Below are 26,407 nucleotides of genomic sequence, written 5' to 3' on the forward strand. Positions count from 1 at the left end.
CCGTTTCCCCTGCTCAGGGGCGTCCGGTCGGGTCGTCGGGCGGGGCTGGGCGCGACTTTTCCGGCCCTGGCCTGACAGGTGGCGATCTGAGGGGCTATCGTCATCCCTGTCAGGTTCCCGCCACCTGACATCCGGCGACACATATTGGGATCCGCCGCCCAGTGTCGCCTGCCGACGCCCCCTTCGAGGGGCGTCGGCCTCTTTTTGCCCACCCGCACGGTGCTTCTCCGGGCCGGCCCGGGAGGCAGCGCCCCCGGCGTCCTCCATACTCCTGGGGTGGACTCCGAGCGTGCGCAGCTGTCATCGGCCAGGACGACCCTCGACGATCTCGTGGCCAAGGTGGCCGACATCGCCGAGGGCATGCACAACCAGGGCCAGGATGCCGTCGCCCACGACCTGTTCGAGGTCGAGCGGGCCCTGCGGATGGCCCAGCGGCGGCTCGACGCGGTGACCAGACGGATGCGGCGCTGATCGGCGCAACCCCTGCCGGGGCCGAGTGCGGGGCCGGGTAGCGTTCGTCGTCGTGTTGAACCGACTCGACCTGCGTGGCCGTCGCGGCGATCTGACCGCCGACCTGCCCCGCCCCGATCCGGGGGGCGAGGGGCCCGTCGCCGCGGTGCGGGCCATCGTCGCCGACGTGGCGGAGCGAGGCGACACCGCCGTTCGGGAGTACACCGAGCGCTTCGACGGGGTCGTCCTCGACGACCTGCGGGTGGACCCCTCCGAGGTCGCCGCCGCCATCGACGCGGCACCCGCGGAGCTGGTCGCCGCCCTCACCGAGGCCCGCGATGCCGTGCAGGCCTTCCACGAGACCCAGCTCCTCGAACCCCATGTCTTCCGCCGCCGGGGCGTCACGGTCGAGGGCCGGTCCGTTCCCGTCGATCGGGCCGGCTGCTACGTCCCCGGAGGGCGGGGCTCGTACCCCTCGTCGGTGCTGATGACCGCCGTTCCCGCCCGCGTCGCCGGCGTCCCCGAGGTCGTGCTGTGCGTCCCCCCCGACCGCAGCACCGGCAAGGTCGCCACCTCCACCCTCGCCGCTGCTGCCCTGGCCGGTGTCGACGAGGTGTACGCCATCGGCGGGGCCCAGGCGGTCGCCGCCATGGCCCACGGCACCGAGTCCATCCGCGGGGTCGACGTCATCGCCGGCCCCGGCAACGTCTACGTGGCGCTGGCCAAGCGGGAGGTCGCCGGGCAGGTCGGCGTCCCCATGGCCTTCGCCGGGCCGTCGGAGATCGTGGTCGTCGCCGATGCCACCGCCCCGGCGGACTTCGTGGCCGTCGACCTCATGGTGCAGGCCGAGCACGGGCCCGACGGGCTGGCGTGGCTGGTCACCTGGGACGAGGCCGTCGCCGATGCCGTCGACGCGGCCCTCACCCGTCTGGTCGCCGAGGCGCCTCGCCAGGCCGAGATCAGCGCCACCTTCGCGTCCGGTGGGTTCTGCGCGCTCGTCGACGGCCCCGACGACGCGCTGGCCGTGGTCAACCACGTGGCGCCGGAGCACCTGCAGCTCATGACCGGTGACCCCGACTCGCTGGTCCCCGGGGTGCGTCATGCCGGCGCCGTGTTCTGCGGGCCGCTCGCTCCGGCGTCCATCGGCGACTACGTCGCCGGTCCCAGCCACGTGCTGCCCACGTTCGGCACGGCCCGTTACGGCAGCGCCCTCACGGTCAGCGACTTCACCAAGCAGGTCCATGTGGTGCACGTCGACGCCGAGGGCTTCGCCACGGCCGCGCCGGTCGTCGCCGCCATCGCCGATGCCGAGGGCTTCGCCACCCACGCCGAGTCGGTGCGGTTGCGCCAACGGGCGCTCGATGCCGACGTCGAGGCGGGCACCACGTGATCCGACCTCGCGACGACGTCGCCCTCATGGAGGGGTACCACTCCCCGCAGCTCGACGTGCGCGTCCGGCTCAACACCAACGAGTCACCCGAACCCAGCCCCTCGGCCTGGGTCGACGAGGTGGCCGAGGCCGCCCGACGCGTCCAGTGGCACCGCTACCCCGACCGCGGCGCCGTCGAGCTGCGCCGGGCCATCGGGGCGTTGCACGGCGTCGGGCCGGAGCAGGTCTTCGTGGCCAACGGCTCCAACGAGGTCCTCCAGACGCTGCTGCTCACCTACGGTGGCCCCGGTCGCACGGCGGCCACGTGGGAGCCGACCTACGCCCTGCACGCCCACATCGCCCGCATCACCGGCACCGCGGTGGCCCAGGGCGAACGAGCCGCCGACTTCTCGATCGACACCGACGAGGTCTTGCGCGTCGTCGAGGAGGCCAGGCCGTCGCTCGCGTTCCTGTGCTCGCCCAACAACCCCACGGGCATGGTCGACGACGCCGCCACCGTGGCCGCCACTCTCGAGCTCGTCGCCGGCGTCGACGGGTTGCTGGTGGTCGACGAGGCCTACGGTCAGTTCGCCCCGTGGTCGGCGCTGTCGCTCGTCGGCGACGAGGTGCCGCTCGTGGTCACCCGCACCTTCTCCAAGACCTGGTCGATGGCTGCGGCCCGGCTGGGCTATCTGGTGGGGCCCGAGTGGGTGGTCGCCGAACTCGACAAGGTCGTGCTGCCCTACCACCTCGACGCGCTCAAGCAGGCCGCCGGTGTGCTGGCGCTGCACCACGAGGCCGAGATGGACGCACGGGTCGCCCGGCTGGTCGAGGAGCGCGGCCGCCTGGTCGCGGCGCTCGGCGAGCTGCCGGTCGACGTGTGGCCCTCGGGTGCCAACTTCGTGCTGTTCCGGCCCCGCCACCTGGGCGGCCGTGAGGTCTGGCAGCGCCTGGTCGACCGCTCCGTCCTGGTGCGCGACTGCTCGTCGTGGCCCCGCCTCGACGGCTGCCTGCGCGTCACCATCGGCACCCCCGACGAAGACGACGCCTTCATCCGAGCCCTCCAGGAGATCCTCACATGAGCGCCGAACGCACCGACGACGGCCGACGGGCGGCCACCGTGGCCCGCACGACCTCCGAGACCGACATCGCCATCGAGCTCGACCTCGACGGCGGCACCCGGGTCGAGACCTCCACCGGCATCCCGTTCTTCGATCACATGCTCAACCAGCTCGGCCGCCACGGGGGCTTCGACCTGGTGGTGCGCGCCACCGGCGACCTCGAGATCGATGCCCACCACACCGTGGAGGACGTCGGCATCGCACTCGGCGAGGTGTTCCGCGCCGCGTGGGGCGACAAGGCCGGTGTGCGCCGCTTCGCGTCGGTCCGCGTGCCCCTCGACGAGGCGCTCGTCGACGTGGCCCTCGACCTGTCGGGGCGGCCCTACCTGCACTACGAGGTCGAGTTCCCCGGCCAGCAGATCCTCGGCGACCCGCCCTTCGACCCCCAGCTGGTCGAGGAGTTCTGGCGGGCGTTCGTGGTGTCCTCGGCCATCACCTTGCACGTCACCTCGATCCGAGGGGTCAACACCCACCACCTGATCGAGGCCACCTTCAAGGGCGTGGCCCGGGCGTTGCGCGACGCCGTGCGGGTCGAGGGCAGCGGCGTGCCGTCCACCAAGGGCACCTTGTGAACGCAACGGGTGGGCGACCGCTCGTCGCCGTCCTCGACTACGGCATCGGCAACCTGCGCTCGGCCCAGAAGGCCCTCGAACGGGTCGGTGCCGACGCCCGCCTCACCGCCGATCCCGGGCTCGTGGCCGACGCCGACGCCGTCGTCCTACCCGGAGTCGGTGCCTTCGGCGCCTGCATGACCGCCCTGCACGCCACCGGCCTCGACGAGGTCGCCGTGCGCGCCGCCGGCAGCGGTCGTCCGTTCCTGGGCATCTGCGTGGGCATGCAGCTGCTGTACGAAGGTTCCGATGAGTCGCCCGCGGTACCCGGGCTCGGCGTGCTGCCCGGCACGCTGCGCCGCCTCCCCGACGGGGTCAAGCGTCCCCAGATGCAGTGGAACACCCTCGACGTGCGTGGCCCCTCCGCCATGTTCGCCCCCCTCACCGACCCCATCTGGATGTACTTCGTGCACTCCTACGCCGCCCCCGCCGATGCGCCCGGGGTCGTCGCCACCTGCGACTACGGAGGGCCGGTCGCCGCGGCCGTCGAGCTCGACGACGTCTGGGCCACCCAGTTCCACCCCGAGAAGTCCGGCACCACCGGGCTCGAGCTGCTCGCCGGGTTCGTCCGCACCGCGGCGGCCGCCACCGGTGCGACCACCGACACCGAGGTGCCCTGATGGACCTGTATCCCGCCATCGACCTCCGTGGGGGCAAGTGCGTCCGGCTCTACCAGGGCGACTACGGACGCGAGACCGTCTACGGCGACGATCCCGTGGCCCAGGCCCAGGCGTTCGCCGCGGCCGGGGCCCCCTGGATCCACGTCGTCGACCTCGACGGCGCCCGCACTGGCGAGGGCGCCAACCGGGAGGCGATCGCCCGCATCGCCCAGCACGTCGACGTGCCCGTGCAGACCGGAGGGGGCATCCGCGACGAAGCCGCCGCCGAGGCCCTCTTCGAGGCGGGGGTGAGCCGCATCGTGATCGGCACCGCTGCGCTCGAGCAGCCGGAGCTGGTCCGCTCGCTCGCGGCGCGCTTCTCGGTGGCCGTCGGCCTCGACGCCCGGGGGCGAGAGGTGGCCGTGCGCGGTTGGGAAGAGGGCTCGGGGCGCGACCTGCTCGAGGTCGCCGGCGAGTTCGCCGACGCCGGCGTGGCCGCGCTGATCGTCACCGAGATCGGCCGCGACGGCACCCTGGCCGGCCCCGACCTCTCGGGGCTGGCCGAGGTGCTCGAGGCCAGCCCGCTGCCGGTGATCGCGTCGGGCGGCGTCGGCACCCTCGACGACCTGGTGGCCCTCGCCGGGTTGCAGGTGGGCGATCGACGCCTGCACGGAGCCATCGTGGGGCGAGCGATCTACGAGGGCGCCTTCAGCGTCACCGACGCCCTCGCCGTGCTCTGAACCCGGCCATGCGCCCGGGGGGAGTGGCACCGGCGGCGGCTGTTTACACTCCCCGGATGGACGCCGACGCCTGGAACGCCCGCTACGACACCGCCGAACTGGTGTGGTCGGGTGAGCCGAACCAGTTCCTGCCCCCGGAGATCGCCGACCTCGAACCCGGCACCGCACTCGACCTGGCCTGCGGCGAGGGGCGCAACGCCATCTGGCTGGCCACCCAGGGCTGGACCGTCACCGGCGTCGACTTCTCCTCGGTCGGTGTGGCCAAGGCTCGACGCCTGGCCGGCGAGCGGGGGGTGGAGGTCGACTTCCAGATCGGCGATGCCACCGAGTTCGAGCCGCCCGAACAGGGCTACGACCTGGTCATCGTGTTCTACCTGCAGCTCCCCGCCGACGAGCGCCGGGCGGCGGTGGCCAACGCTGTGCGCTCCCTCGCCCCGGGGGGCCACTTCGTGTACGTCGCCCACGACCTGTTGAACCTCTCCGAGGGCTACGGAGGCCCCGACGACGCCGTCGTGTTGGCCACCGCCGAGGGCATCGTCGACGACATGGCCTCCGCCAGCCTCGAGTACGGCCTCGAGCTCGACGTCGAGCGCGCCGAACGGGTCGACCGGCCGGTGCCCACCCCCGACGGCGAGCGCATCGCCATCGACACCCTCGTGCGGGCCCGGCGGCTGGACACCATCAGCGTCGCCGACCTCGGTCCGATCGGCGAGGACGTGGGGTGAGGACCGCCCGCGTCATCCCCTGCCTCGACGTCGACGCCGGGCGGGTCGTGAAGGGCGTGAACTTCGTCGGCCTGCGCGACGCCGGCGACCCGGTCGAGCTGGCCGCCCGCTACGACGCCGAAGGCGCCGACGAGCTGGTCTTCCTCGACATCACGGCGTCATCGGACCAGCGAGAGACCATCGTCGACGTGGTGCGCCGCACCGCCGAAGAGGTGTTCATCCCCTTCACCATCGGTGGTGGCATCCGCAGCGTGGACGACGCCCGACGCCTCCTGCGCGCCGGCGCCGACAAGGTCTCGGTCAACACCGCGGCCGTCGACCGCCCCGAGCTGGTCTCGGAGATCGCGGCCGAGTTCGGCAACCAGTGCGTGGTCGTCGCCATCGACGCCCGTCGTCGCCGCACCGACGACGGCCAGCCCGCCGAGAGCTGGGAGGTCTTCACCCACGGCGGGCGCACCCCCACCGGTATCGACGCCGTCGAGTGGGCCCGCCGGGCCGCCACGCTCGGCGCCGGCGAGATCCTGCTCACCTCCATGGACCGCGACGGCACCCGTGACGGCTTCGACACCGCGCTCACCAGCGCGGTGGCCGACGCCGTCGACGTGCCCGTCATCGCCTCCGGCGGTGTCGGTCGCCTCGACCACCTCGTCGAGGGCGTCACCGCCGGCCATGCCGACGCCGTGCTGGCGGCATCGATCTTCCACTTCGGCGAGCACACCGTCCACGAGGCCAAGGCCCACATGCTCGCCGCCGGCGTCACCGTCCGGCCGTGATGCTTTGCTCAGCTCGGCAAGCCTCGCCGAGCCGGCTTCGCCGAAGCGCGTGGGCTGTCTGAGCCTCCTTGCTGCGCGGCGTCGGCTGTTGCAGGTCGTGACATCTTGCTCCGGTCGGCAAGCCTCCCTTCGCCGGCTTCGCCGAAACGCGAGAGCTTTCTGAGCCTTCGTCGCTGGCGCTCCTTCGGCTCTTGCGAGTCGGCTGAGAAGCTCAGTCCGGTGGGCGATGGGAGCGCCAGCGACCCGCCCACACCGCGTCCCGACGAGCTTGCGAGGAGGGCGCCATGGACACGGTTCTGGTGCGGGACAGGACCCGCCGGGACCCCGAGGACCCGACAGGTGGGCGATGGGAGCGCCAGCGACCCGCCCACACCGCGTCCCGACGAGCTCGCGAGGAGGGCGCCATGACACTCAGCTCCGGTCGGGAAGCCTCCCTTCGCCGAAGCGCGTGGGCGTGTTGAGGCTCCTCCCTGCGGTCGTCGCCTGGCCCTCCCGGTGACAAGGGGTTCCGGTGGGTGGCCCGGACCACGGTTCTGACGCGCGCACAGGAGCGAGTGCGGCTCGGCGGCCGCGGCCTGCGACCGACGAAGGGTTCGTCAGCCGCCGCCCGAGCTCGACGAAGCCGCCGCTCTGAGCGACTGAGCACGTCAGGTTCTGGTCCGGGACAGGACCCGCCGGGACGCCGAGGAGGCGGGAACTCGCGATCAGAGAGAAGCGATGAAGTCGATGACGAGGCGGGCGGCCTTGTCGGTGCGGCCGACGAGGAAGTGGTCGGCGCCGGGCACGACCTCGAGGGTGGTGTTCACCCAGTCGGCCGTGGCCTCGGCGGCCGAGGCGGGGGAGCGGAACTCGTCGTGCTCGGGGACGATGATCAGCTTGGGGCGCGGGTCGTGGCCCACCACGTCGTAGTCGGCTGCGGGTCGGAACCGCAGCGGCGGGGCGATCACCACCCATCCGGCGAGGCGCTCGTCGGTGACCCCGAGTGACACATCGGCCCCGAACGACCAGCCGCACACCACCAACGGTCGCAGGGGGGTGGCCGCGGCGAGGGCGTCGATGGCGGCGACCACGTCGAGGGCCTCGGCCTCACCGTGGCCGTGCTCGCCTTCGCTGGCGCCCACGCCCCGGAAGTTGAAGCGCAACGCGGCCAGCCCGCTCCGGGGGAGGGCACGGAAGAGCTCGCCGGTGACCAGCGAAGTCATGGAACCGCCGTGGAGGGGGTGGGGGTGGGCCAGCACCACCGAGCCCGTCACGGGCGGGTGGCCCTCGGCCGGTTCGCCAGGGAGGGCGAGCTCGGCTTCGAGGGACAGACCGTCGCTGGTCGTGCAGGTGAGGGAGCGGATCTCGGTGTCGTCGGCCACGGCTGCAGACGGTACCGTCGACGAGGTGACCCCTCCGAGCCACGACCTGGCCCCCGACGACGCACCGGTGCGGGCCGTCGACAAGTTGCCCATCCAGATGATGAACGACCGGATCCTGGTCAAGATGGGCGGCAACGAGGGCGAGCGCCGTTCCACCGGCGGCATCCTCATCCCGGCCACCGCCCAGATGGGCAAGCGCCTGGTGTGGGCCGAGTGCGTGGCCGCCGGTCCCAACGTCCGGTCCATGCAACCGGGCGACCAGGTCCTGTTCAACCCCGAGGACCGCTACGAGGTCGAGGTCCGCGGCGACGACTACATCATCCTGCGGGAGCGGGACGTGCACGCGGTGGCGGCCAAGCGCCTCGAGGAGGGCAGCACCGGTCTCTACCTGTGAGCGCAATGCGTTCGTGGGGGCTCCGGTGGCCCCGGTAGCGTGGCGGGCATGCCCGCCTCCATCCCCATCGACGCCACCGAGGACCAGCTCGCGGCGGTGACGTACAACAGCGATGGGCTCGTGCCGGCCATCGTCCAGGAAGAGGGCACCGGGCAGGTGTTGATGATGGCCTGGATGAACGAGGAGTCGTTGCGCAAGACCCTCGAGACCGGCCGCACCTGGTTCTGGAGCCGGTCGCGCCAGGAGTACTGGTGCAAGGGCGAGACCTCCGGCGACCGCCAGTACGTGCGCTCGGCGGCCTACGACTGCGACGGCGACACGTTGCTGTTCGTGGTCGAGCAGGAGGGCAAGGGCGCCTGCCACACCGGCAACTACTCCTGCTTCTACCGGCCCTTCGGTCCCGAGGGCGACACCGGCCACGCCGGGCGCTGAGCGCGTGATCCGGCCCTCGCGGGAGGACTTCCACGCCCTCGCGGCCGAGCACACGGTGGTGCCGGTGTGGCGCGAGCTGTTGGCCGACCTCATCACCCCGGTCGCCGCGTTCGCCCGCCTCTGCGGCGACGACGAACCAGGCTTCCTGCTCGAATCGGTCGAGGGTGGCGACCGGTGGGGACGCTGGTCGTTCGTGGGGCGCAATCCGCTGGCCACCATCGTCTCGGCCGGTGGCGAGCTGCGCGTCGAGGGCGACCTGCCCGCCGACCTGCCCACCACGGACGGCGTGCTGGCCGCGGTCGAGTGGCTCCTCGAGCGCTACCGCTCGCCCACCCTCGACGAGCTCCCGCCCCTGCACGGGGGCCTCATGGGATACCTCGGCTACGACGTGGTGCGCGAGGTCGAGCGGCTGCCCGACGTGCCCGAGGACGTCACCGGGTACCCCGACGCGGTGCTGTCGGTCATCGGCCAGCTCGCCGCGTTCGATCACTTCCGCCAGCGGGTCACCCTCATCGAGAACGTCCTGGTGGCTCCGGGCACCTCTCCCGACGAGCTCGATCGCCTCTACGACGCCGCCCTGGGTCGGCTCGACCAGCTGGCTGCCGACGGCGCCCGCCCGCTCGACGAGCCCCTCCTCGAGCCCCCTCCGCTCGACGAGCCCCTCCCCGAGGTCGAGTCGTCGGTCTCGCCGGATATCTACGCCGGCGCGGTCGAGGCGGCCAAGGAGCACATCCTCGCCGGCGACATCTTCCAGGTGGTGCTGTCGCAGCGCTTCTCGTTCGACCTCGAGGCCGACCCGTTCGACTTCTACCGGGTGCTCCGCCAGGTGAACCCCAGCCCCTACATGTACTTCGTGCGCACGGCCGAGGTGTCCCTGGCCGGGTCGTCCCCGGAGCCCATGGTGAAGCTGGTCGACGGTCGGGTGATCTCGCGGCCCATCGCCGGCACCCGCCGTCGGGGCCGCACCGAGGAGGAGGACCGGCGCCTCGGGGCCGAGCTGCGCGAGCACCCCAAGGAGGTCGCCGAGCACGTCATGCTCGTCGACCTGGCCCGCAACGACGTGGGTCGCGTGGTGCGCTTCGGTAGCGAGCAGGTCGACGAGATGATGGTGCTCGAGCGCTACAGCCACGTGATGCACCTCACCTCGCAGGTGTCGGGTGAGCTCGCCGACGGTCGCACCCCGATCGACGTGCTGCGGGCCACGCTTCCCGCCGGCACCGTGTCGGGTGCCCCCAAGGTGCGGGCCATGGAGATCATCGACGCCCTCGAGCCGATCAAGCGGGGTCCCTATGCGGGGGTGGTGGGCTACATCGACTTCTCCGGCACCATCGACACGGCTCTGGCCATCCGGACGCTGATGGTCGGCCCGGACGGTCGGGCCCACGTCCAGTCCGGGGCCGGCATCGTGGCCGACAGCGTGCCCGCCCACGAGGACCTCGAGTGCCACAACAAGGCCGGCGGCCTGCTGGCCGCCGTCCCCGGCGCCCGTCGTCTCACGGCCACCCGCCGAGCCGCCCGCCGCTGAGCGACACCGATCCGGTGCCGCACCCGTCGGGATCGGCGGCGGCGCTGGCACACTTCGACCATGGACTCCGCCACCCTGACCGATGTGATCGACGGGTTCGAGGCGCTCTGCGGGACGGGAGGATCGGCTCCCGACACCCGGGAGCTGGTCACGATGACCGGCCCCGAGGCGGGGCGCTACCTCCAGGGCCAGCTCAGCCAGGACGTCGTCGTGCTGGCGGTGGGCGCCTCCGCCTGGTCGTTGCTGTTGCAGCCCACGGGCAAGGTCGACGCCTGGCTGCGGGTGCACCGCACCGGCGACGAGGAGTACGCCCTCGACGTGGACCTTGGTTGGGGCGAGGCGGTGATCGCACGTCTGCGCCGGTTCCTGTTGCGCACCAAGGCCGAGATCGGCGAGGTCGAGGTCCGAGAGGTGCTGTCGGTGCGCCACGAGGCCACGCTGGTGCAGATCGGGGCGGAGCCTCCCGGCGGGGCCGAGGGACGCCTGGCCGGTGTCGTCGCCGGCCCGTCGGTGGCCGGGGTCGACTGGATCCTCCCCGCCGGGGACGCAGCCGCGGAGGAGGCCACGGTGCCGGCCGCCGCGCTCGAGCGCTACCGCGTGGCCCACGCCGTGCCCCGCATGGGCGCCGAGCTCACGGACGCCACCATCCCCGGCGAGGCCGGGCAGTGGTTGGTGCAGGCCTCGGTCGACTTCGCCAAGGGCTGCTACACCGGACAGGAGCTGGTGGCCCGCATCGACAGCCGGGGCAACACGGTGCCGCGGCCGGTGCGCCTGCTGCGCATCGACCAGCCCGAGGCCATGCCCGTGCCCGGAGCGGCCATCCTCCACGACGGCGCCGAGGTGGGGCGTGTCACCAGTGCCGTGCCAGCCCTGGGCGAGGGTCACCCGGCGCTGGTGCTGGCCCCGGTCGGCCGCGCCGTCGCCGTCGGCACGCAGGTCACGGTGGAGCTCGACGGCAGTGCCGTGCCGGCCACGCTGGTCGACCCGCCGATGCGGCCCTGAGCGCTCGTAGGCTCGACGGGTGGCCGACGAACTGACGCACTACGACGTCCTCGATGTCGATGCCACCGCGTCGGCTTCCGAGATCCGTCGGTCCTACCTGGCGCTGGCCCGCGACCACCACCCCGACTTCCACACCGCCCTCGACGACCACGCCCGGGCGGCCAACGAGCGGGAGATGCAGCGCATCAACGAGGCCTGGTCGGTGCTCAGCGACGAGCAACGGCGTCGGGCCTACGACGACGAGCTGCGGCGCCGGCACCGCCGCGAGCGCACGCCGGGCGCGCCCAGTCGCGACTTCGTGCCCTTCGACGAAGGCGACGACACCGACTACGCCGCCGCCCTCGACGACGAACCGGTCGGGGAGGGGGCCCGGGTCTCCCAGCGCCTGCAGGTGCTGCCCGTCATCGCCGCCGCCGTCGGCGTGATGGTGGTCTTCGTCGGCCTGGCGGTGCAGTCCGACCTGCTCGCCGCGTGGGGGGCCATCGTGGCCGTCCTCGGCGTGGGGGCGTTCATCGCCACCCCCGTGGTGGCGGTGATGCGCAGCTACCGCTCCGACCGCGACGCCTGACCGGGAAGGCGGTCCGCCGGGCCCGGCCCGGTTCTGTAGGGTGCCGGGCCATGGCACAGACCTCGCTGTTCGTGAAGATGGTGGCCCTGCCCGACAAGCGCGACGAGATGCTCGCCGCCCTCGAGGGCATGTTGCCCCAGGTGGCCCAGGAAGAGGGCACGCTCGTGTACTCGTTCCACCTCGACGCCGGCGACGAGAACACGATCTGGATCTTCGAGCTCTACTCCGACGGTGACGCCCTCGCCCTGCACGGGGGCAGCGATGCCATGAAGAGCTGCTTCGAGGCCCTCGGTCCGCTCTTCGCCGAGCCGCCGATGATGGTGATGGCCACGCCCACGGCCGAGGCCAAGGGCCTTCCCAGCTGAAGACCTACCTCGACGGCATCCTCGCCGCCCACCGGGCGGCGGCCGGCGACGACGAGCGTCGTCTCGACGACCTGATCGAGCGCGCCTCGGGGCGGGAAGCGGTGCGTGGTCTGCGTCGGTCGCTGGTGTCGGTGGCCGAAGGCGGCGACGTGGCCGTCATCGCCGAGGTGAAGCGGCGGTCGCCGTCGAAGGGGCCGCTCGCGCCCGATCTCGATCCTGTGGCCCTGGCCCGTGACTACGAGGCCGGCGGGGCGGCGGCCATGTCGGTGCTCACCGACGTGGAGTTCTTCGGTGGTTCGTCCGACGACCTCGCCGCCGCCCGCTCCGCCGGCGCGCTGCCGGTGCTGCGCAAGGACTTCACCGTCGACGCCCGCGACGTGGTCGATGCCCGGCTGATGGGCGCCGACTGCGTGCTGTTGATCGCCGCCGCCCTCGACCAGCCCGAGCTGGTCGACTTCATGGCCCTGGCGCGCCAGGTGGGGCTCGACGCCCTGGTGGAGATCCACGACGAGGGCGAGCTCGAACGGGCCGTCGATGCCGGGGCCGACCTCATCGGGGTCAACCAACGCGATCTGGTCACCTTCGCGGTCGACACCGATCGAGCGGTGCGCATGGCGCCGCAGATGCCCGCCGGCGTGGTGCGGGTGGCCGAGAGCGGCATCACCGGTCCCGCCGACGCCGCCGTGCTGGCCGAGGCCGGCTACCACGCCGTCCTGGTGGGGGAGTCGTTGGTGACGTCGGGCGACCCCCGAGGTGCCACGGCCGCCCTCCGCGTCGCTCGTCGCTGACCCGACCGGCGGGGGTCGAAGGGCTCTGGGTCCGCCCTCGGGTGCGGTTCTACACTCCGCGGGTCCGGCCACTCAGGGGAGTTCCGATGCCTCGTTTCAACCTGCCCGAGTCCCAGCTGCCCACGGCGTGGTTCAACTTGCTGCCTCGCCTGCCCGAGCCGCTCGAGCCGCCCTTGCACCCGGCGACGCGTCAGCCGGTGGGTCCCGACGACCTGGCCCCGCTGTTCCCCATGGCGCTCATCGAACAGGAGATGTCGGCGCAGCCCTGGATCGACATCCCCGGCGAGGTGCTCGACATCCTCAAGCTGTGGCGTCCCACGCCGTTGGTGCGGGCCACCCGCCTCGAGGCCGCCCTCGGCACCCCGGCGCGCATCTACTTCAAGGACGAGTCGGTCTCACCGGCCGGGTCGCACAAGCCCAACAGCGCCGTACCGCAGGCCTGGTACAACAAGGCCGAGGGCATCACCCGGCTGGCCACCGAGACCGGTGCCGGCCAGTGGGGCTCGTCGCTGGCCTTCGCCACCACCCAGTTCGGCATCGAGTGCAAGGTGTACATGGTCCGGGCCTCGTACAACCAGAAGCCGTACCGCAAGTCGATGATGGAGGTCTGGGGGGCCGAGGTCGTGCCGTCGCCGGTCGACGAGCCCGACAGCCCTGGTTCGCTGGGGGCGGCCATCTCCGACGCCGTGCGCGACACGGTGAGCCGGGAGGACACGCACTACGCGCTCGGCTCGGTGCTCAACCACGTGTGCCTGCACCAGACGGTCATCGGCCTGGAGGCCAAGGACCAGCTGGCGGCGGCGGGCGAGGAGCGCCCCGACGTCATCCTGGCGTCCTGCGGCGGCGGCTCGAACTTCGCCGGCATCGCCTTCCCCTTCGTGGAGGAAGACGGCGTGCGCCTCGTGGCCGTCGAACCGGCCTCGTGCCCCACCCTCACCGAGGGCAGCTTCGACTACGACTTCGGCGACGTGGCCGGCATGACCCCGCTGATGCGCATGTACACGCTGGGCCACGACTTCATGCCGCCGTCCATCCACGCCGGCGGGCTGCGCTACCACGGCGACTCACCGATCGTCTCGCGCCTGGTGCGAGACGGCCGGGTGGAGGCGGTCGCCTACCCCCAGGGGAAGGTCTTCGAGGCGGCCATCCAGTTCGCCAACGCCGAAGGCAAGATCCCGGCGCCCGAGACCGCCCACGCCATCCGGGGCGCCATCGACGAGGCCCTGGCCGCCAAGGAGACCGGTGAGGAGAAGGTCATCCTGTTCAACTACAGCGGCCACGGCCACCTCGATCTGGCCGCCTACGACGACTACCTCAACGGGCGCCTGATCGACGGTTGACCCCCGCTCCGGGTCGGAGCGGCCGCTCGGGACCGCACCCGGCCCGCCGTCCGCCACGGACCGTTCGGAATCCACCCGCCCCACCACGGGAGCGCAGGGGTACCGTTTCGCCCACATGTTCGTGAAGATCTGTGGGATCACCAACGAGGCCGACGCCCTGATGGCGGTGGCCATGGGCGCCGATGCGCTCGGGTTCGTCTTCGCGCCCTCCTCTCGTCGGGTGGGGCCCGACGACGTGCGCGACATCGTCCGCCACGTGCCCGACGAGGTCCTCACCGTCGGGGTCTTCCGCGACGAGTCGGCCCAGCGCATCGTCGAGCTCGTCACCTCCACCGGCCTCGGCGGCGTGCAGCTGCACGGCCGCGAGTCCCCGGGCGAGGCGACCTGGATCAAGGCCCGGGTGCCGTTCGTGGTGCAGGCCTTCGCCGCCGGCGACCCCCGTCTCGAACGGGTCGACGACTACGACGTCGACGCCGTCCTCCTCGACGCCGCCGTGCCGGGGTCGGGCACCACGTTCGACTGGTCGCTGGTGGGCGACCTGCCCCGTCGCCGCCGGGTGCTGCTGGCCGGTGGGCTCGACCCGGAGAACGTCGCCGAGGCCATCCGCGCCGTGGATCCCTGGGGGGTCGACGTGTCCAGCGGGGTGGAGCGTGGTCCCGGGCTCAAGGACGTGCGTCGGGTGCGGCGCTTCATCGCCGAGGCCCGCGCCGCCGGCGACGGGCCCGGTACCGAGCCATCCGTCGACCCACCGGGGATCTTCGACGAGGCGTCTCCCACCTGACCGTCGGCCGAGTGCCTTTCCGGGTTCTCGCCCGCACCCGGTGGGACCTAACCTCGCCCGATCGGCTCCGTCGCCGGCATCGTCTTCCCCCACCCGAGGTGCAGATCCCCCATGGCCCTATCCGAGCCCTCCGCCAGCGGTCGATTCGGCGAGTTCGGTGGGCGCTTCGTCCCCGAGACCCTCGTGCCCGCGTGCGAGGAGCTGGAGCGGTCCTTCCGGTCGGCGTGGGGTGATGCGGAGTTCCGCGGCGACCTCGACCAGCTGCTGTCGGAGTACGCCGGTCGTCCGTCGCCGCTCACCGAGTGCCACCGCCTCTCCGAGGAGCTCGGCGTGCGGGTCCTGCTCAAGCGCGAGGACCTGAACCACACCGGCAGCCACAAGATCAACAACGTCCTCGGTCAGGCGCTCCTGGCCCGGCGCATGGGCAAGCAGCGGCTCGTGGCCGAGACCGGCGCCGGCCAGCACGGCGTGGCCACGGCCACCGCGGCGGCGCTGATGGGCATGGAGTGCATGGTGTACATGGGCGAGGTCGACATGGAGCGACAGGCCCTCAACGTCTTCCGGATGCGCCTGCTCGGCGCCGAGGTGGTGCCGGCCATGTCCGGCAGCCGCACCCTCAAGGACGCGGTGAACGAGGCCATGCGCGACTGGGTGGCCACCGTCGAGCACACCCACTACTGCCTGGGGTCGGTCATGGGTCCGCACCCCTATCCGTGGATGGTCCGCGAGTTCCACACCGTCATCGGCACCGAGGCCCGCGCCCAGTGCGCCGCGCTGCTCGACGGCGGTGTGCCCGACGTGGTCACCGCCTGCGTCGGGGGCGGGTCGAACGCCATCGGCATCTTCTCGGGCTTCGCCGACACCGACGCCGAGCTCGTCGGGGTGGAGCCCGCCGGTGGCGCGGCGGTCGGTCGGGGTGTGCCGGGCGTCGTGCACGGCATGAAGAGCTACCTCATGCAGGACGAGTTCGGTCAGGTCCAGGAGGCGCACTCCATCTCGGCCGGCCTCGACTACCCGGGCGTCGGCCCCGAGCACTCCCACCTCTCGGCCATCGGTCGCGCCCGCTACGAGCAGGTCACCGACGCCGAGGTCATCGACGCCTTCCAGCTGCTCAGCCGCACGGAGGGCATCATCCCCGCCCTCGAGCCGGCGCACGCCCTGGCCTGGATCAGCCGAGACCGGCACGCCCTGGCCGGTCGCACCGTGCTGTTGAACCTCTCCGGTCGCGGCGACAAGGACGTCGCCCAGATGATGGAGATCCTCGGGTGACGACCACCGACTCGGCCCGACCTGTCCCCGCGCCCACCGACGGCGCGTCCGAGCCCGGCGCGGTGCCCGCCGCCCCTGGCGAACCCGGTGCCCTCGAAGCGTCGCTGCGAGCGGCCCGCAGCACCGGCCGCAAGCTGCTCGTCCCCTACGTCACCGGTGGCCTCGGCGACGACTGGCCCGAGGTGGTGCGCGCCGTGGCCGACGCCGGGGCCGACGCCATCGAGATCGGCATCCCCTTCTCCGACCCGGTGATGGACGGCCCGGTGATCCAGCAGGCCAGCGAGCTGGCCCTGCGCGCCGGAGCCACGCCCGTGACCGTGCTCGACGCGCTGCGCACCGTCGACGCCGGCGTCCCCCTGGCGGTCATGACCTACTACAACGTGGCCTTCCACATGGGCCACGAGCGCTTCGCGGCCGCCGTGGCGGGGGCGGGGGTGGCCGCCGCCATCCTGCCCGACCTGCCCCTCGAGGAGGCCGGTCCGTGGGCGGCCGCCGCCGACGCCCACGGGGTGGAGACGGTGATGCTGGCCGCCCCCACCGCCCCCGACGATCGCCTGCCGCGCATCGTGGCCCGGGCCCGGGGTTTCGTCTACGCCGTGGGCCTGCTCGGCGTCACCGGCGAACGCGACACGCTCGCGGCGTCGTCTCTGGCCATCGCGGCGCGGGTCAAGGCGGTCACCGACAAGCCGGTGCTGGTCGGGGTCGGCGTCTCCAACGCCGCCCAGGCGGTCGAGGTGAGCGAGGTCGCCGACGGCGTCGTCATCGGCTCCGCGCTGATGCGGCGGGTGCTCGAAGGGGAAGGCCCCACCGGTGCCGGGGCCTTCATCGCCGAGGTGCGTCGGGCCCTCGACGGCGAGAGCCGCGGCGCGTGAACCCCGCTCCTGCGACCGTGCGTCACGCGGCGCGCCTCGTCGGCGTGGTGCTGGTGGCCCTGCTCGGGGTCGTCGCCGTCGCCGTCGGTGGCGGCCCGGGGGCCGGTGTGGCCGGGGCCGGGCTCATCGACTCCTCCGACGCCACCGCGCCCACCTCCACCGACGCCTACGAGGTCCAGACCGACGTCACCTACGACTCGACCGGCCTGAAGCTCGACGCCTACCTGCCCCGCGACGGCCGCACCGACCGGCCGGCGCTGGTGATGGTGCACGGCGGTGGCTGGGAGGGCGGCGACAAGGACGCCTACGGGGAGCTGGCCGAGAAGGCCGCCACCGATCAGGGCTGGGCCGTGTTCTCCGTCAACTACCGCCTCGACGACAGCGATCCCACCGCCTGGCCCGACGAGGTCGAGGACGTCAACACCGCCGTGCGCTTCGTCGCCGACAACGCCCAGCGCTTCGGCATCGACCCCTCTCAGATGATGCTCATGGGTGGGTCGGCGGGGGCCAACCTGTCGGCCCTGGTGGGCTCGCTGGGCCCCGACCGCGTGTTCATCACCGGTTCGCCGGACCCCTCCACCATCTCGGTGGCGTCGCCCGCGCGCATCCGCGCCGTGGCCCTCTGGTCGCCTCCCGTCGACCTGGCGCCCCTGGTGCCGCCCGACGGCGGTGGTGCCCCCGCGGAGTGCGACGGTGATCCGGCCTGCGACTACATCTGGTCGAGCCCGGTCATCGAGAAGTACCTGAACTGCACGCCGAACCAGTGCCCGGAGACCTACCGCGACGCGTCCCCGACCAACTGGGTCACCTCGGACACACCACCGACCTACGTGGTGAACTCCAAGCAGGAGGTCGTTCCGCTCGACCAGGTCGAGGCGTACGTGTCGAAGCTGGCCGACGCCGGGGTCACCCACGACTTCCTCGAGCTCGACGGTGACCGCCACTCGATCCAGTACAGCGACGACGCCTGGGGTCCGACGGCCGCGTTCCTCACCGCCCAGTTGGGTGCCGGCGGCGACTCGTCGGGTGACGACGCCACCACGACCAGCGCCGGTGCGGTCGAGAGCGCGTCGGCCCCGGCGGCCGACGACGGTTCCTCGTTCCCGTGGATCGCGGTGGTCGCCGTCGTGGTCGTGCTGGGCGCCGGCACCGCCGCCATCGTGGCGGTCCGTCGCCGCTGACCTCGCCCGGTCGGCTGGGCGAGGCGAGGGTCAGCCCAGCCCGAGGCTGCGGGCGATGATCATCCGCTGGATCTCGCTGGTGCCCTCGCCGATCTCGAGGATCTTGGCGTCACGGTAGAAGCGGGCCACCGGCGTCTCGTCGATGAACCCGTACCCGCCGAAGACCTGGGTGGCGATGCGGGTGGCGGTGACGGCGGCCTCGGAGCTCTGCAGCTTGGCGATGGCGGCCTCGCGGGCGAAGGGCCGGCCCTGGTCGCGGCGCCACGCCGCCCGGTAGGTGAGCAACCGGGCGGTGTCGGCCATCACCGCCAGGTCGGCGATGGGGAAGGCCACCCCCTGGTTGGCCCCGATGGGGCGGCCGAACGCCTGGCGCTGCTGGGCGTAGGCGGTGGCGTGCTCCAGGCAGGCCTGCACCACGCCGGTGGCCAGCGCGGCGATCGCCACACGGCCCTCGTCGAGGATCTCGAGGAACTGGCGGAACCCCCGGCCCCGTTCCCCGAGGAGGTTCTCGGCCGGCACCCGGCAGTCGGCGAACGCCAGCCCGTGGGTGTCCGAGGCGTGCCACCCCATCTTGCGGTACGCCGGTTGCACCTCGAAGCCCGGGGTGCCCGACGGGACGATGACGGCGCTGATCTCGTCGGCTCCGGTGCGGGCGGTGACGGTGACCAGCGCCGTCATCTCGCTGCCCGAGTTGGTGATGAAGGCCTTCTCGCCGTTGATCACCCACTCGCCGGTGGTGTCGTCGAGGCGGGCTGTGGTGCGGGTGCGCCCGGCGTCGGAGCCGGCGTCGGGCTCGGTGAGCCCGAACCCCCCGAGGGTGCGCCCGGCGCAGAGGTCCGGGAGCCAGCGCTGCTTCTGGTCCTCGGTGCCGTAGCGGAAGATGGGGTTGGCGCCCAGGCCCACCCCGGCCTCGAGCGTGATGGCGAGGGACTGGTCGACCCGGGCGATCTCCTCGATGGCCACGCACAAGGTGGTGAGGTCGCCGCCGCCCCCGCCGTAGGCCTCGGGGAAGGGGATGCCGAACAGGCCCAGGTCGCCCATGGCCCGCACGGTGTCCACGGGGAAGACGTGGTCGCGATCCCATTCCTCGGCGTGGGGGGCGATCTCGGCCTCGGCGAAGTCCCGCACCACGGAGCGGAACTGCTCGTGGTCCTCGGACAGCTCGAAGCTCGACATGCGGCGAGGGTAGTGACTGGTGGCACGCGGCGGGGTGGTGGCGTGGGGGCCGGCGCGGCTCGGCGGTAGCGTCGAGCGGTGCGCGACGGGAGGACCAGCCGGTGACCAGCGACGAGCAGCTCCTCTTCGAGAGGGTCGACGGGGAGGCGTTCTTCGTGCGTCTGGTCGATCGCTTCTACGCCGGCGTGGTCGCCGACCCCGTCCTGGCCCCGCTGTACCCGCCCGACGACATCGAGGGGGCCAAGGCCCGCCTGGCCGGGTTCCTCGTGCAGTTCTGGGGTGGGCCGACCACCTACAGCGACCAGCGGGGCCATCCCCGGCTGCGCATGCGCCACGCCCCGTTCGTGATCGGCGAGGCCGAACGCGAGGCCTGGTTCCGTCACATGGCCACCGCCGTGGGTGCCGCGGCCGACGCCGGCGAGCTCTCCGCGGACGACGAGGCCCGTATGCTCTCGTACTTCCATCGTGCCGCCGAGCACATGGTCAACGCCCCCGGCGCTGGATCGGGGACCTGAAATCCACCCGCGGTGCGCCCAGAGCCGCCATGCTGTCCCGGAGTGGATGAGCCTCATCCGCCCCGTCACCGCCCGCCAGGGACGTCACCCCCGCCCCGTCCGGGCCAACAGGAGGATCCAATGACCAAGTCCGAGCTCATCTCCGAGATCGCCGAGCGCAGCGGGCTCGCCAAGTCCGACGTCGAGAAGTGCATGAAGGAGTTCGAGGGCGTCGTCCACGAGGTCGTCGCCAAGGGTGAGGAGAAGCTCACCATGCCGGGCTTCCTCTCCTTCGAGCAGACCATGCGCTCCGCCCGCACCGGCCGCAACCCCCAGACCGGCGAGACCATCCAGGTCCCGGCCTCCAAGGCCGTCAAGGTCACCGCCGGCTCCAAGCTCAAGGCCTCCGCCAAGGGCGCCTGAGCCTCACCGGCGGCGGGGGCGACTCCGTCGCCCACCCACGAATCGCGGATGTCAGGGGAGCGCCCCACCGGCGCTCCCCTGACCGCGTCCGGCGTCGCTGCGGGGCGGTAGATTCGGCGGCCATGACTGCCACCGCACCCGCCGCCGGCGACAAGGCCCCCGCGTTCACCCTGCTCGACCAGGACGGCTCCAAGGTGAAGCTCACCGACTACAAGGGCCGCAAGGTCATGGTGTTCTTCTACCCGAAGGCCGACACGCCGGGCTGCACCACCCAGGCGTGCGGGTTGCGCGACGTCGCCGCCGAGATCGGCGACACCGCCATCCTCGGCATCAGCCCCGACGCCCCCGCCAAGCAGAAGAAGTTCGACGACAAGCACGGCCTCGGGTACCCGCTGCTGTCCGACGAGGACCACGCGGTGGCCGAGAAGTACGGGGCGTGGGGCGAGAAGAGCATGTACGGCAAGAAGTACATGGGCATCATCCGCTCGGCGTTCCTCGTCGACGAGAAGGGCAAGATCGCCCATGCCTGGCCCAAGGTCAGCCCCAAGGACACGCCCAAGAACCTCCTGAAGGCCCTCGCCGAGTGAGCCCGCTGGCGGCGCCCGACGAGGTGCTCCCGCATCGGCCGCCCTTCCTCTTCCTCGACGAGGTCGTCCGCCTCGAGGTGGGGGCGTCCGCCGAGGGGCGCTGGCACCTCACCGGCGACGAGGACTTCTTCGGAGGGCACTTCCCGGGCCGCCCCACCCTGCCCGGCGTGTTGATGCTCGAAGCGATCGCCCAGCTCGGCGCCTACGCGGTGCTGTGCGACGAGGCCTACGCCGGCAAGCTCCCGTTGTTCGGCGGGGTCGACAAGGCGCGCTTCCGACGCCAGGTGGTGCCCGGCGATACCCTCACCCTCGAGATCGAGCTCGGCCGCATGTCCGCTCGGGCCGGCAAGGGGCACGGGCGGGCCCACGTGGCGGGCGAGACGGCCTGCGAGGCCGATCTGCTGTTCGTGTTCGCCTGAGGGGGAGACCATCGTGGCCACAGCCGTTCTGGAGACGATCGTCGGGCCCCTGACCGTGGAAGCCGGGGCCGCGGGGTTGCGCCGCATCGAGTTCGGTGCCTGGCCGCCGCCGCCCGACGACGAGGTGTCAGCGCGGGCCACCGCGGTGCTCGAGCAGGCCTGCTCCGAGCTCGACGAGTACTTCGCCGGGTCGCGCACCAGCTTCGACGTCGCCATCGACTGGGCGCGGGCCACGTCGGGCTTCCGCTCCCGGGTCCTGCACGAGCTGGCCCTGGTGCCCTTCGGCGAGGTCGTCAGCTACGCGGAGCTCGCCGGCCGCGCCGGCAACCCCAACGCCGCCCGGGCGGTGGGGTCGGCCATGGCCACCAACCCGTGGCCCATCGTGGTGCCGTGCCACCGGGTGGTGCGCAGCGGCGGTGCGCTCGGTCAGTACGGCGGGGGCCCGGACGTCAAGGCCCGCCTCCTCGCCCTCGAGGGCCTGACCCTCCCCGCCTGACGGGAGGTTCCGCATCCCCCGCCTCGTCGGGGCGGGGTCCGCGATCGGCGCCCGCGCCCCGACCCGCGGCCGTGGTCGGTGGGGGAGGGTGCGTCAGTCGGTCGGCGGGCCGATGACGATGCAGCCGTTGTGGCCGCCGAAGCCGAAGCTGTTCGACAGCGTGGGGGCCGGCTCCCAGGGGCGGGCCTCGCCGACGACGAGATCGATGGGGGCCATGTCCGGGTCCGGGGTGGTGTACCCCGCGGTGGGCGGGATGAGGCCCTTGCCCATGGAGAGGATGGTGGCGACGGCCTCGAGCGCGCCGGCGGCACCGAGGGAGTGGCCGGTGACGCCCTTGATGGACGTGACCGCGGGGCCGGGAGCACCGAAGACCTTGCCGATGGCGTCGGCCTCGGCGGCGTCGTTGAGCGGCGTGGAGGTGCCGTGGGCGTTCACCTGGCCGACCTGGTCGGGGGTGATGCCGGCGTCGGCGAGGGCCATCTCCATGCAGGCGATGGCGCCCACCCCGCCGGGCGAGGGCGCGGTGATGTGGTGGGCGTCGGCGTTGGAGGCGGCACCCATGATCTCGCCCAGGATGGTGGCGCCGCGGCTGCGGGCCGCCTCCCACTCCTCGAGCACCAGCACCCCTGCACCCTCGGCCAGCACGAAGCCGTCGCGGTCCTTGTCGAAGGGGCGCGACGTGTAGCTGCCCGACATGGCGGTCATGTTGGTGAAGCCGGCGATGCAGGTCGGGGTCATGGTGGACTCCGACGAGCCGGTGATGACAGCGTCGCAGCGGCCCGACGTGATGAGCCGGTAGGCGTTGCCGATGGACTGGGTGCCGGCCGCGCAGGCCGTGCAGGTGGTCTCGCACGGGCCCTGCCAGCCGTAGCGCATGGAGACGGCGGCCGAGGCGGCGTTGGCCATGAGCATGGGCACCATGAACGGGCTGACCCGTCGGGCCCCCTTGTGCTCGTTGACGAGCACCTGCTCCTCGAGGGTGGTGAGCCCGCCGATGCCGGTGCCGATCCAGCTGCCCTTGCGCATGGGGTCGCCGCCGATGTCACCGGCCTGGGCCAGGGCCTCGGCGGCGGCGGCCAGGGCGAACTGGGCGAAGCGGTCGGTGCGACGGGCCTCCTTCGGGTTGTCGAAGTAGGGCGCCGGATCGAAGTCCTCGATGCGGCGCAGGCCCTCCGGGGGCTCGGACAGCAGCCCGTCCCAGAAGGCCTCGACGCCGATGCCACAGGGGCTCACGACGCCGATCCCGGTGACGGCGACCCGTCGCTCCGCCATCACTGCTTGGAGGTGATCAGTTCGAACGCCTGCCCGACGGTGTCGACGCCTTCCAGCTCCGACTCGTCGACGGACACGTCGAACTCCTCTTCGAGGGCCATGACCAGCTCGACGAGGTCGAGGCTGTCGGCGTCGAGGTCGTCACCGAACTTGGCGTCCATGGTGACCTGCTCGGGCGTCACGCCCAGCAGCTCCACGGCGCACTTCTTGAACCGCTCGAAGGGATCGTCGCTCACTGTTGCTCCTTGGTGGTGAAGAGCCCAACGGTAGTCGGGCGAGGGCTGGGGAAAAGGGTGGTCGGGGGTGGGCCCGGGGTCAGGTGGCGCCCATGCCGAGGCCGCCGTCGACGGGGACGACGGCACCGGTGATGTAGCCCGCCTGGTCGGAGGCGAGGAAGGCCACCGCGGCGGCCACCTCCTCGGGTTCGGCCATGCGGCCGAGGGGTACGGCGGCTTCGATGGCGGCTCGGGTGTCGTCGGCCACAGCGGCGAACATGTCGGTGGCGACGGGGCCGGGCGCGACCACGTTGACCGTGATCGACCGGGAGGCGAACTCACGGGCCAGCGAGCGGGCCAGGCCCACCAGGCCGGCCTTGGACGCCGCGTAGTTGGCCTGGCCGGCTTGGCCGGTGCTGCCCACCACGGACCCGACGAAGACGATGCGCCCGAAACGGGCCCGCATCATCTTGGCCACGGCCCGCTTGGCCACCCGGAAGCCGCCGACCAGGTTGGCGTCGAGCACACCGCTGAAGTCGTCCTCGTTCATGCGCAGCACGAGCATGTCGGCGGTGACCCCGGCGTTGGACACCAGGATCTCGACCGGTCCCCACTCCTGCTCGATGCGGGAGAAGGCGGCGTCGACGGCCTCCGCGTCGGTGACGTCGCAGGCGACGCACAGCCAGTCGGCGGGGACGTCGTCGGGGGGTGCGGAACGGTAGGTGACGGCGACGCGATGGCCGGCGTCGGCCAGGGCCTGGGCGCAGGACCGACCGATGCCCCGGTTGCCGCCGGTGACGAGGGCGACCCGGCCGCTCACGAGGTGGCTCCTGACGAGCGCAGGGCGTCGACGTCGGGCCAGCGCACCACGGCGGAGGCCCAGCTCATGCCGGCACCGAAGCCGACGAGCAGCACCAGGTCGCCAGGGGCGACCCGACCGGCGTCGAGGGCGTCGACCAGGGCCAGGGGGATGGACGCCGAGGAGGTGTTGCCGGTGGCGTGCAGCACGGTGGCCAGCCGGTCGGAGCCGATGCCGAGGCGGTTGCAGGCGGCGTCGATGATGCGGATGTTGGCCTGGTGGGGGACCACCAGGGCGAGGTCGTCGGCGGTGGCGCCGGCGGCGGCGAGCGAGGCGTTGGCGGAGCGCACCATCACGGTGACCGCCTGGCGGAACACCTCCTTGCCGTTCATCTGCATGACCCCGCCGATGGGGGCGTCGAGCAGCGAGCGCAGCGAGCCGTCGGAACCGAGGTCGAAGCCGAGCAGCTGCCCGTCGTCGTCGGTGGCCTCGACCACCACGGCCCCGGCGCCGTCGCCGAAGAGGATGGCGGTGTTGCGGTCCTCCATGTCGGTGACTCGGCTCATGGTCTCGGCGCCGATGATGAGCACCCGCTGCAGGCCCATGGCGATGAGGCCGTGGGCGTGCACGAGGGCGTAGACGAACCCGGAGCAGGCGGCGTTGAGGTCGCTGGCGCCGCCGCGGATGCCGAGGGCGTCCTCGACCTCGGAGGCCGTGGAGGGGATCTGGTAGTCGGGGGTGGTGGTGGCGAGCAGGAGGTAGTCGATGTCGTCGCCGGTGAGGCCGGCGGCGTCGAGCGCGGCGCGACCGGCCTCGGTGGCCAGCGACGCCGTGCTGCCGCCGTGGCGACGCTCCTTGATGCCGGTGCGCTCGGTGATCCACGCGTCGGTGGTGTCGAGGCGGGCCTCGAAGTCGGCGTTGGTGACGACGTTGTCGGGGAGGGCCGTGCCCCACGAGACGATGGCCGCGCCACGGGTGCCGGGTGCCGGCCGGGTGCCGGTGGGGGTGTCGCTCACGAGGTGCGCAACCAGGCGATGGGTTGGCTGACCGAGACCCGTTCGCCGTCCACGGCGAGCATGCCCATGACGGTGCCGGCGAACGGGGAGCGGACCTCTTGGTCGCCGACCAGCCCGAGCACGCTGCCGGGGGTGACCTCGGTGCCGGCATCGACGTCGGCGGCGGGGGCGAACACCCCGGCGGCGGGGCTCACCACGACGCGCTCGGTGGCGAAGAGGTGCTCGCCCTCGTGCACGCCGGCGCTGGCGGCCGACGGGGTGGCCAGGGTGGCGAGCAGCTTGTCGAGGTCGTCGGGGACCGACACCGACAGCGTGGTGGCCCCGCTGACGGTGCGCTTGGCCATCCCGGTGAGCACGTTGCCGGGGCCGAGCTCCACGAACACGGTGGCGCCGGCGTCGGCGAGGTGGTGCAGGCTCTGGCGCCAGCGCACCGGGCTGCAGAGCTGGGCGCCGAGGAGGCCGGGCCACTCGTCGCCGTCGCCGTGGGCGAGGGCGTCGACGTTGGCGTAGACGGGCACGTCGGGGGCCCGCAGCTCGGCGGCGCCGACGGCCTTGCGCAGCCGCTCGCGCGCCGGGGCCATGAACGGGGTGTGGAAGGCGCCGCTGACCGCCATGGGCATGACCTTCTTGGCGCCCATGGCCTTGGCCACGTCGGCGGCCTCAGCGACGGCGTCGGGGCTGCCGGCCACCACCACCTGGCCGGGGGCGTTGTAGTTGGCCACCCAGACGTCGCCGTCGACGCGGGCGCAGGCGATCTCGACGTCGCCGTCGTCGAGCCCCAGCACCGCGGCCATGGTGCCCGTCTGGGTGGTGGCCGCCTCGAGCATGGCCTCGCCCCGTTCGGCGACGAGGCGCACCCCGTCGTCGAGGGAGAGGGCGCCGCTGGCCACCAGGGCGGTGTACTCGCCGAGGCTGTGGCCGGCGGTGGCGGCCGGTTCGACGCCGACGCGCTCGACGGCGTCGAGGACGACCAGGCTGGTGAGGAAGGTGGCCAGCTGGGCGTTGTGGGTGGCCTTGAGCTCGTCGGCGTCGGCCTCGAGCAGCAGGCGGGCCAGGTCGCGCTCGGCGACCGACGAGGCCTCGTCGACGAGCTCCCAGGAGGGGTGGTCCCGCCAGGCCTCGCCCATGCCGGGCTTCTGAGAGCCCTGCCCAGGGAAGGTGAACACGATCATCGGGTGGCCGGCACCTCCGGGAGTAGGGGGACGGCGCCGGGTGTGCACCGGCGCCGGGAACAGCTGTGACCC

The 26,407-nt window shown here is 72.6% G+C and carries 32 protein-coding genes; 25 read left to right on the forward strand and 7 right to left on the reverse strand.

Annotated elements, in window-relative coordinates:
* The first annotated feature begins 276 nt into the window (after window positions 1–276).
* The 8 genes from LUW87_RS01555 to hisF are packed head-to-tail and all read left to right on the forward strand — an operon-like array spanning window position 277 to window position 6,388.
* Window positions 277–471, forward strand: coding sequence for a hypothetical protein (locus tag LUW87_RS01555; protein WP_232669318.1), 195 nt, complete (start codon window positions 277–279; stop codon window positions 469–471).
* Window positions 472–523: 52 nt separating this feature from the next.
* Window positions 524–1,840 carry a histidinol dehydrogenase gene (gene hisD / locus LUW87_RS01560; RefSeq protein WP_232669319.1) on the forward strand — a complete coding sequence of 439 codons (1,317 nt, stop codon included), beginning with the start codon at window positions 524–526 and terminating at the stop codon, window positions 1,838–1,840.
* Window positions 1,837–2,901, forward strand: a complete 1,065-nt coding sequence (hisC, locus tag LUW87_RS01565; RefSeq protein WP_232669320.1) for a histidinol-phosphate transaminase — start codon at window positions 1,837–1,839, stop codon at window positions 2,899–2,901. The genes hisD and hisC overlap by 4 nt, the downstream gene beginning before the upstream one ends.
* On the forward strand, window positions 2,898–3,512 hold the full coding sequence (gene hisB / locus LUW87_RS01570; protein ID WP_232669321.1) for an imidazoleglycerol-phosphate dehydratase HisB: 615 nt from the start codon (window positions 2,898–2,900) through the stop codon (window positions 3,510–3,512). The genes hisC and hisB overlap by 4 nt, the downstream gene beginning before the upstream one ends.
* On the forward strand, window positions 3,509–4,171 hold the full coding sequence (gene hisH / locus LUW87_RS01575; protein ID WP_232669322.1) for an imidazole glycerol phosphate synthase subunit HisH: 663 nt from the start codon (window positions 3,509–3,511) through the stop codon (window positions 4,169–4,171). Before hisB ends, hisH begins: the two co-directional genes overlap by 4 nt.
* The gene (hisA, locus tag LUW87_RS01580) at window positions 4,171–4,890 is read left to right on the forward strand and encodes a 1-(5-phosphoribosyl)-5-[(5-phosphoribosylamino)methylideneamino]imidazole-4-carboxamide isomerase (RefSeq protein ID WP_232669323.1); all 720 of its coding nucleotides are present in this window, start codon (window positions 4,171–4,173) and stop codon (window positions 4,888–4,890) included. Before hisH ends, hisA begins: the two co-directional genes overlap by 1 nt.
* A gap of 56 nt (window positions 4,891–4,946) precedes the next feature.
* On the forward strand, window positions 4,947–5,615 hold the full coding sequence (locus LUW87_RS01585; RefSeq protein WP_232669324.1) for a class I SAM-dependent methyltransferase: 669 nt from the start codon (window positions 4,947–4,949) through the stop codon (window positions 5,613–5,615).
* Window positions 5,612–6,388, forward strand: a complete 777-nt coding sequence (gene hisF / locus LUW87_RS01590) for an imidazole glycerol phosphate synthase subunit HisF (protein ID WP_232669325.1) — start codon at window positions 5,612–5,614, stop codon at window positions 6,386–6,388. The genes LUW87_RS01585 and hisF overlap by 4 nt, the downstream gene beginning before the upstream one ends.
* A gap of 704 nt (window positions 6,389–7,092) precedes the next feature.
* On the opposite strand, the gene LUW87_RS01595 is transcribed toward hisF, so the two are convergent.
* Window positions 7,093–7,749 carry an alpha/beta hydrolase gene (locus LUW87_RS01595; protein WP_232669326.1) on the reverse strand — a complete coding sequence of 219 codons (657 nt, stop codon included), beginning with the start codon at window positions 7,747–7,749 and terminating at the stop codon, window positions 7,093–7,095.
* Between the two features lie 97 nt (window positions 7,750–7,846).
* Here LUW87_RS01595 and LUW87_RS01600 point away from each other — a divergent pair, with 97 nt between their 5' ends.
* The 12 genes from LUW87_RS01600 (at window position 7,847) to LUW87_RS01655 (ending at window position 18,266) form a co-directional block, all read left to right on the forward strand.
* Window positions 7,847–8,143, forward strand: a complete 297-nt coding sequence (locus LUW87_RS01600; RefSeq protein ID WP_346742413.1) for a GroES family chaperonin — start codon at window positions 7,847–7,849, stop codon at window positions 8,141–8,143.
* A 48-nt stretch (window positions 8,144–8,191) separates the two neighbouring features.
* Window positions 8,192–8,575: a phosphoribosyl-AMP cyclohydrolase gene (gene hisI / locus LUW87_RS01605; protein ID WP_232669328.1), complete on the forward strand. Its 384-nt coding sequence runs from the start codon at window positions 8,192–8,194 to the stop codon at window positions 8,573–8,575.
* Between the two features lie 4 nt (window positions 8,576–8,579).
* Window positions 8,580–10,100, forward strand: a complete 1,521-nt coding sequence (locus LUW87_RS01610; protein ID WP_232669329.1) for an anthranilate synthase component I family protein — start codon at window positions 8,580–8,582, stop codon at window positions 10,098–10,100.
* A gap of 60 nt (window positions 10,101–10,160) precedes the next feature.
* A complete protein-coding gene (gene ygfZ / locus LUW87_RS01615; protein WP_232669330.1) occupies window positions 10,161–11,102 on the forward strand; it encodes a CAF17-like 4Fe-4S cluster assembly/insertion protein YgfZ in 942 nt (313 codons plus the stop codon).
* 19 nt (window positions 11,103–11,121) lie between these two features.
* Window positions 11,122–11,670, forward strand: a complete 549-nt coding sequence (locus LUW87_RS01620; protein ID WP_232669331.1) for a J domain-containing protein — start codon at window positions 11,122–11,124, stop codon at window positions 11,668–11,670.
* 50 nt (window positions 11,671–11,720) lie between these two features.
* The gene (locus LUW87_RS01625; protein ID WP_232669332.1) at window positions 11,721–12,035 is read left to right on the forward strand and encodes a putative quinol monooxygenase; all 315 of its coding nucleotides are present in this window, start codon (window positions 11,721–11,723) and stop codon (window positions 12,033–12,035) included.
* Window positions 12,032–12,823 (forward strand): indole-3-glycerol phosphate synthase TrpC, encoded by a 792-nt coding sequence (trpC, locus tag LUW87_RS01630; RefSeq protein WP_249419730.1) that lies wholly within the window; start codon window positions 12,032–12,034, stop codon window positions 12,821–12,823. The genes LUW87_RS01625 and trpC overlap by 4 nt, the downstream gene beginning before the upstream one ends.
* Window positions 12,824–12,909: 86 nt before the next feature.
* Window positions 12,910–14,163 carry a TrpB-like pyridoxal phosphate-dependent enzyme gene (locus tag LUW87_RS01635; protein ID WP_232669333.1) on the forward strand — a complete coding sequence of 418 codons (1,254 nt, stop codon included), beginning with the start codon at window positions 12,910–12,912 and terminating at the stop codon, window positions 14,161–14,163.
* A gap of 115 nt (window positions 14,164–14,278) precedes the next feature.
* Window positions 14,279–14,944, forward strand: coding sequence for a phosphoribosylanthranilate isomerase (locus tag LUW87_RS01640; protein WP_232669334.1), 666 nt, complete (start codon window positions 14,279–14,281; stop codon window positions 14,942–14,944).
* 111 nt (window positions 14,945–15,055) lie between these two features.
* Window positions 15,056–16,213, forward strand: a complete 1,158-nt coding sequence (gene trpB / locus LUW87_RS01645) for a tryptophan synthase subunit beta (RefSeq protein ID WP_232669335.1) — start codon at window positions 15,056–15,058, stop codon at window positions 16,211–16,213.
* Window positions 16,210–17,085, forward strand: a complete 876-nt coding sequence (trpA, locus tag LUW87_RS01650; RefSeq protein ID WP_232669336.1) for a tryptophan synthase subunit alpha — start codon at window positions 16,210–16,212, stop codon at window positions 17,083–17,085. Before trpB ends, trpA begins: the two co-directional genes overlap by 4 nt.
* Window positions 17,082–18,266, forward strand: a complete 1,185-nt coding sequence (locus LUW87_RS01655; RefSeq protein ID WP_232669337.1) for an alpha/beta hydrolase fold domain-containing protein — start codon at window positions 17,082–17,084, stop codon at window positions 18,264–18,266. Before trpA ends, LUW87_RS01655 begins: the two co-directional genes overlap by 4 nt.
* A gap of 30 nt (window positions 18,267–18,296) precedes the next feature.
* On the opposite strand, the gene LUW87_RS01660 is transcribed toward LUW87_RS01655, so the two are convergent.
* Entirely contained in the window at window positions 18,297–19,442 is a 1,146-nt protein-coding gene (locus LUW87_RS01660; protein ID WP_232669338.1) for an acyl-CoA dehydrogenase family protein, read from the reverse strand.
* A gap of 101 nt (window positions 19,443–19,543) precedes the next feature.
* Here LUW87_RS01660 and LUW87_RS01665 point away from each other — a divergent pair, with 101 nt between their 5' ends.
* The 5 genes from LUW87_RS01665 to LUW87_RS01685 all read left to right on the forward strand — a co-directional run bounded on the left by LUW87_RS01665 (window position 19,544) and on the right by LUW87_RS01685 (window position 21,861).
* Window positions 19,544–19,957, forward strand: a complete 414-nt coding sequence (locus tag LUW87_RS01665) for a globin domain-containing protein (RefSeq protein WP_346742390.1) — start codon at window positions 19,544–19,546, stop codon at window positions 19,955–19,957.
* 120 nt (window positions 19,958–20,077) lie between these two features.
* The gene (locus LUW87_RS01670; RefSeq protein WP_232669339.1) at window positions 20,078–20,359 is read left to right on the forward strand and encodes an HU family DNA-binding protein; all 282 of its coding nucleotides are present in this window, start codon (window positions 20,078–20,080) and stop codon (window positions 20,357–20,359) included.
* A 122-nt stretch (window positions 20,360–20,481) separates the two neighbouring features.
* The gene (bcp, locus tag LUW87_RS01675; RefSeq protein WP_232669340.1) at window positions 20,482–20,946 is read left to right on the forward strand and encodes a thioredoxin-dependent thiol peroxidase; all 465 of its coding nucleotides are present in this window, start codon (window positions 20,482–20,484) and stop codon (window positions 20,944–20,946) included.
* The gene (gene fabZ / locus LUW87_RS01680) at window positions 20,943–21,365 is read left to right on the forward strand and encodes a 3-hydroxyacyl-ACP dehydratase FabZ (protein WP_232669341.1); all 423 of its coding nucleotides are present in this window, start codon (window positions 20,943–20,945) and stop codon (window positions 21,363–21,365) included. The genes bcp and fabZ overlap by 4 nt, the downstream gene beginning before the upstream one ends.
* 13 nt (window positions 21,366–21,378) lie before the next feature.
* Window positions 21,379–21,861: a methylated-DNA--[protein]-cysteine S-methyltransferase gene (locus LUW87_RS01685; protein ID WP_232669342.1), complete on the forward strand. Its 483-nt coding sequence runs from the start codon at window positions 21,379–21,381 to the stop codon at window positions 21,859–21,861.
* A gap of 93 nt (window positions 21,862–21,954) precedes the next feature.
* Here LUW87_RS01685 and LUW87_RS01690 read toward each other — a convergent pair whose 3' ends face one another.
* The 5 genes from LUW87_RS01690 to fabD all read right to left on the reverse strand — a co-directional run bounded on the left by LUW87_RS01690 (window position 21,955) and on the right by fabD (window position 26,335).
* Entirely contained in the window at window positions 21,955–23,133 is a 1,179-nt protein-coding gene (locus tag LUW87_RS01690) for a beta-ketoacyl-[acyl-carrier-protein] synthase family protein (RefSeq protein WP_232669343.1), read from the reverse strand.
* Window positions 23,133–23,369 carry an acyl carrier protein gene (gene acpP, locus LUW87_RS01695; protein ID WP_232669344.1) on the reverse strand — a complete coding sequence of 79 codons (237 nt, stop codon included), beginning with the start codon at window positions 23,367–23,369 and terminating at the stop codon, window positions 23,133–23,135. The genes LUW87_RS01690 and acpP overlap by 1 nt, the downstream gene beginning before the upstream one ends.
* Window positions 23,370–23,448: 79 nt before the next feature.
* Window positions 23,449–24,168, reverse strand: coding sequence for a 3-oxoacyl-ACP reductase FabG (fabG, locus tag LUW87_RS01700; RefSeq protein ID WP_232669345.1), 720 nt, complete (start codon window positions 24,166–24,168; stop codon window positions 23,449–23,451).
* Window positions 24,165–25,163, reverse strand: coding sequence for a beta-ketoacyl-ACP synthase III (locus LUW87_RS01705; protein ID WP_232669346.1), 999 nt, complete (start codon window positions 25,161–25,163; stop codon window positions 24,165–24,167). Before LUW87_RS01705 ends, fabG begins: the two co-directional genes overlap by 4 nt.
* On the reverse strand, window positions 25,160–26,335 hold the full coding sequence (fabD, locus tag LUW87_RS01710) for an ACP S-malonyltransferase (protein WP_232669347.1): 1,176 nt from the start codon (window positions 26,333–26,335) through the stop codon (window positions 25,160–25,162). Before fabD ends, LUW87_RS01705 begins: the two co-directional genes overlap by 4 nt.
* Window positions 26,336–26,407 lie beyond the last annotated feature (72 nt).

The sequence above is a fragment of the Rhabdothermincola salaria genome (genome assembly GCF_021246445.1).
GTDB lineage: Bacteria > Actinomycetota > Acidimicrobiia > Acidimicrobiales > Acidimicrobilacustridaceae > Rhabdothermincola_A > Rhabdothermincola_A salaria.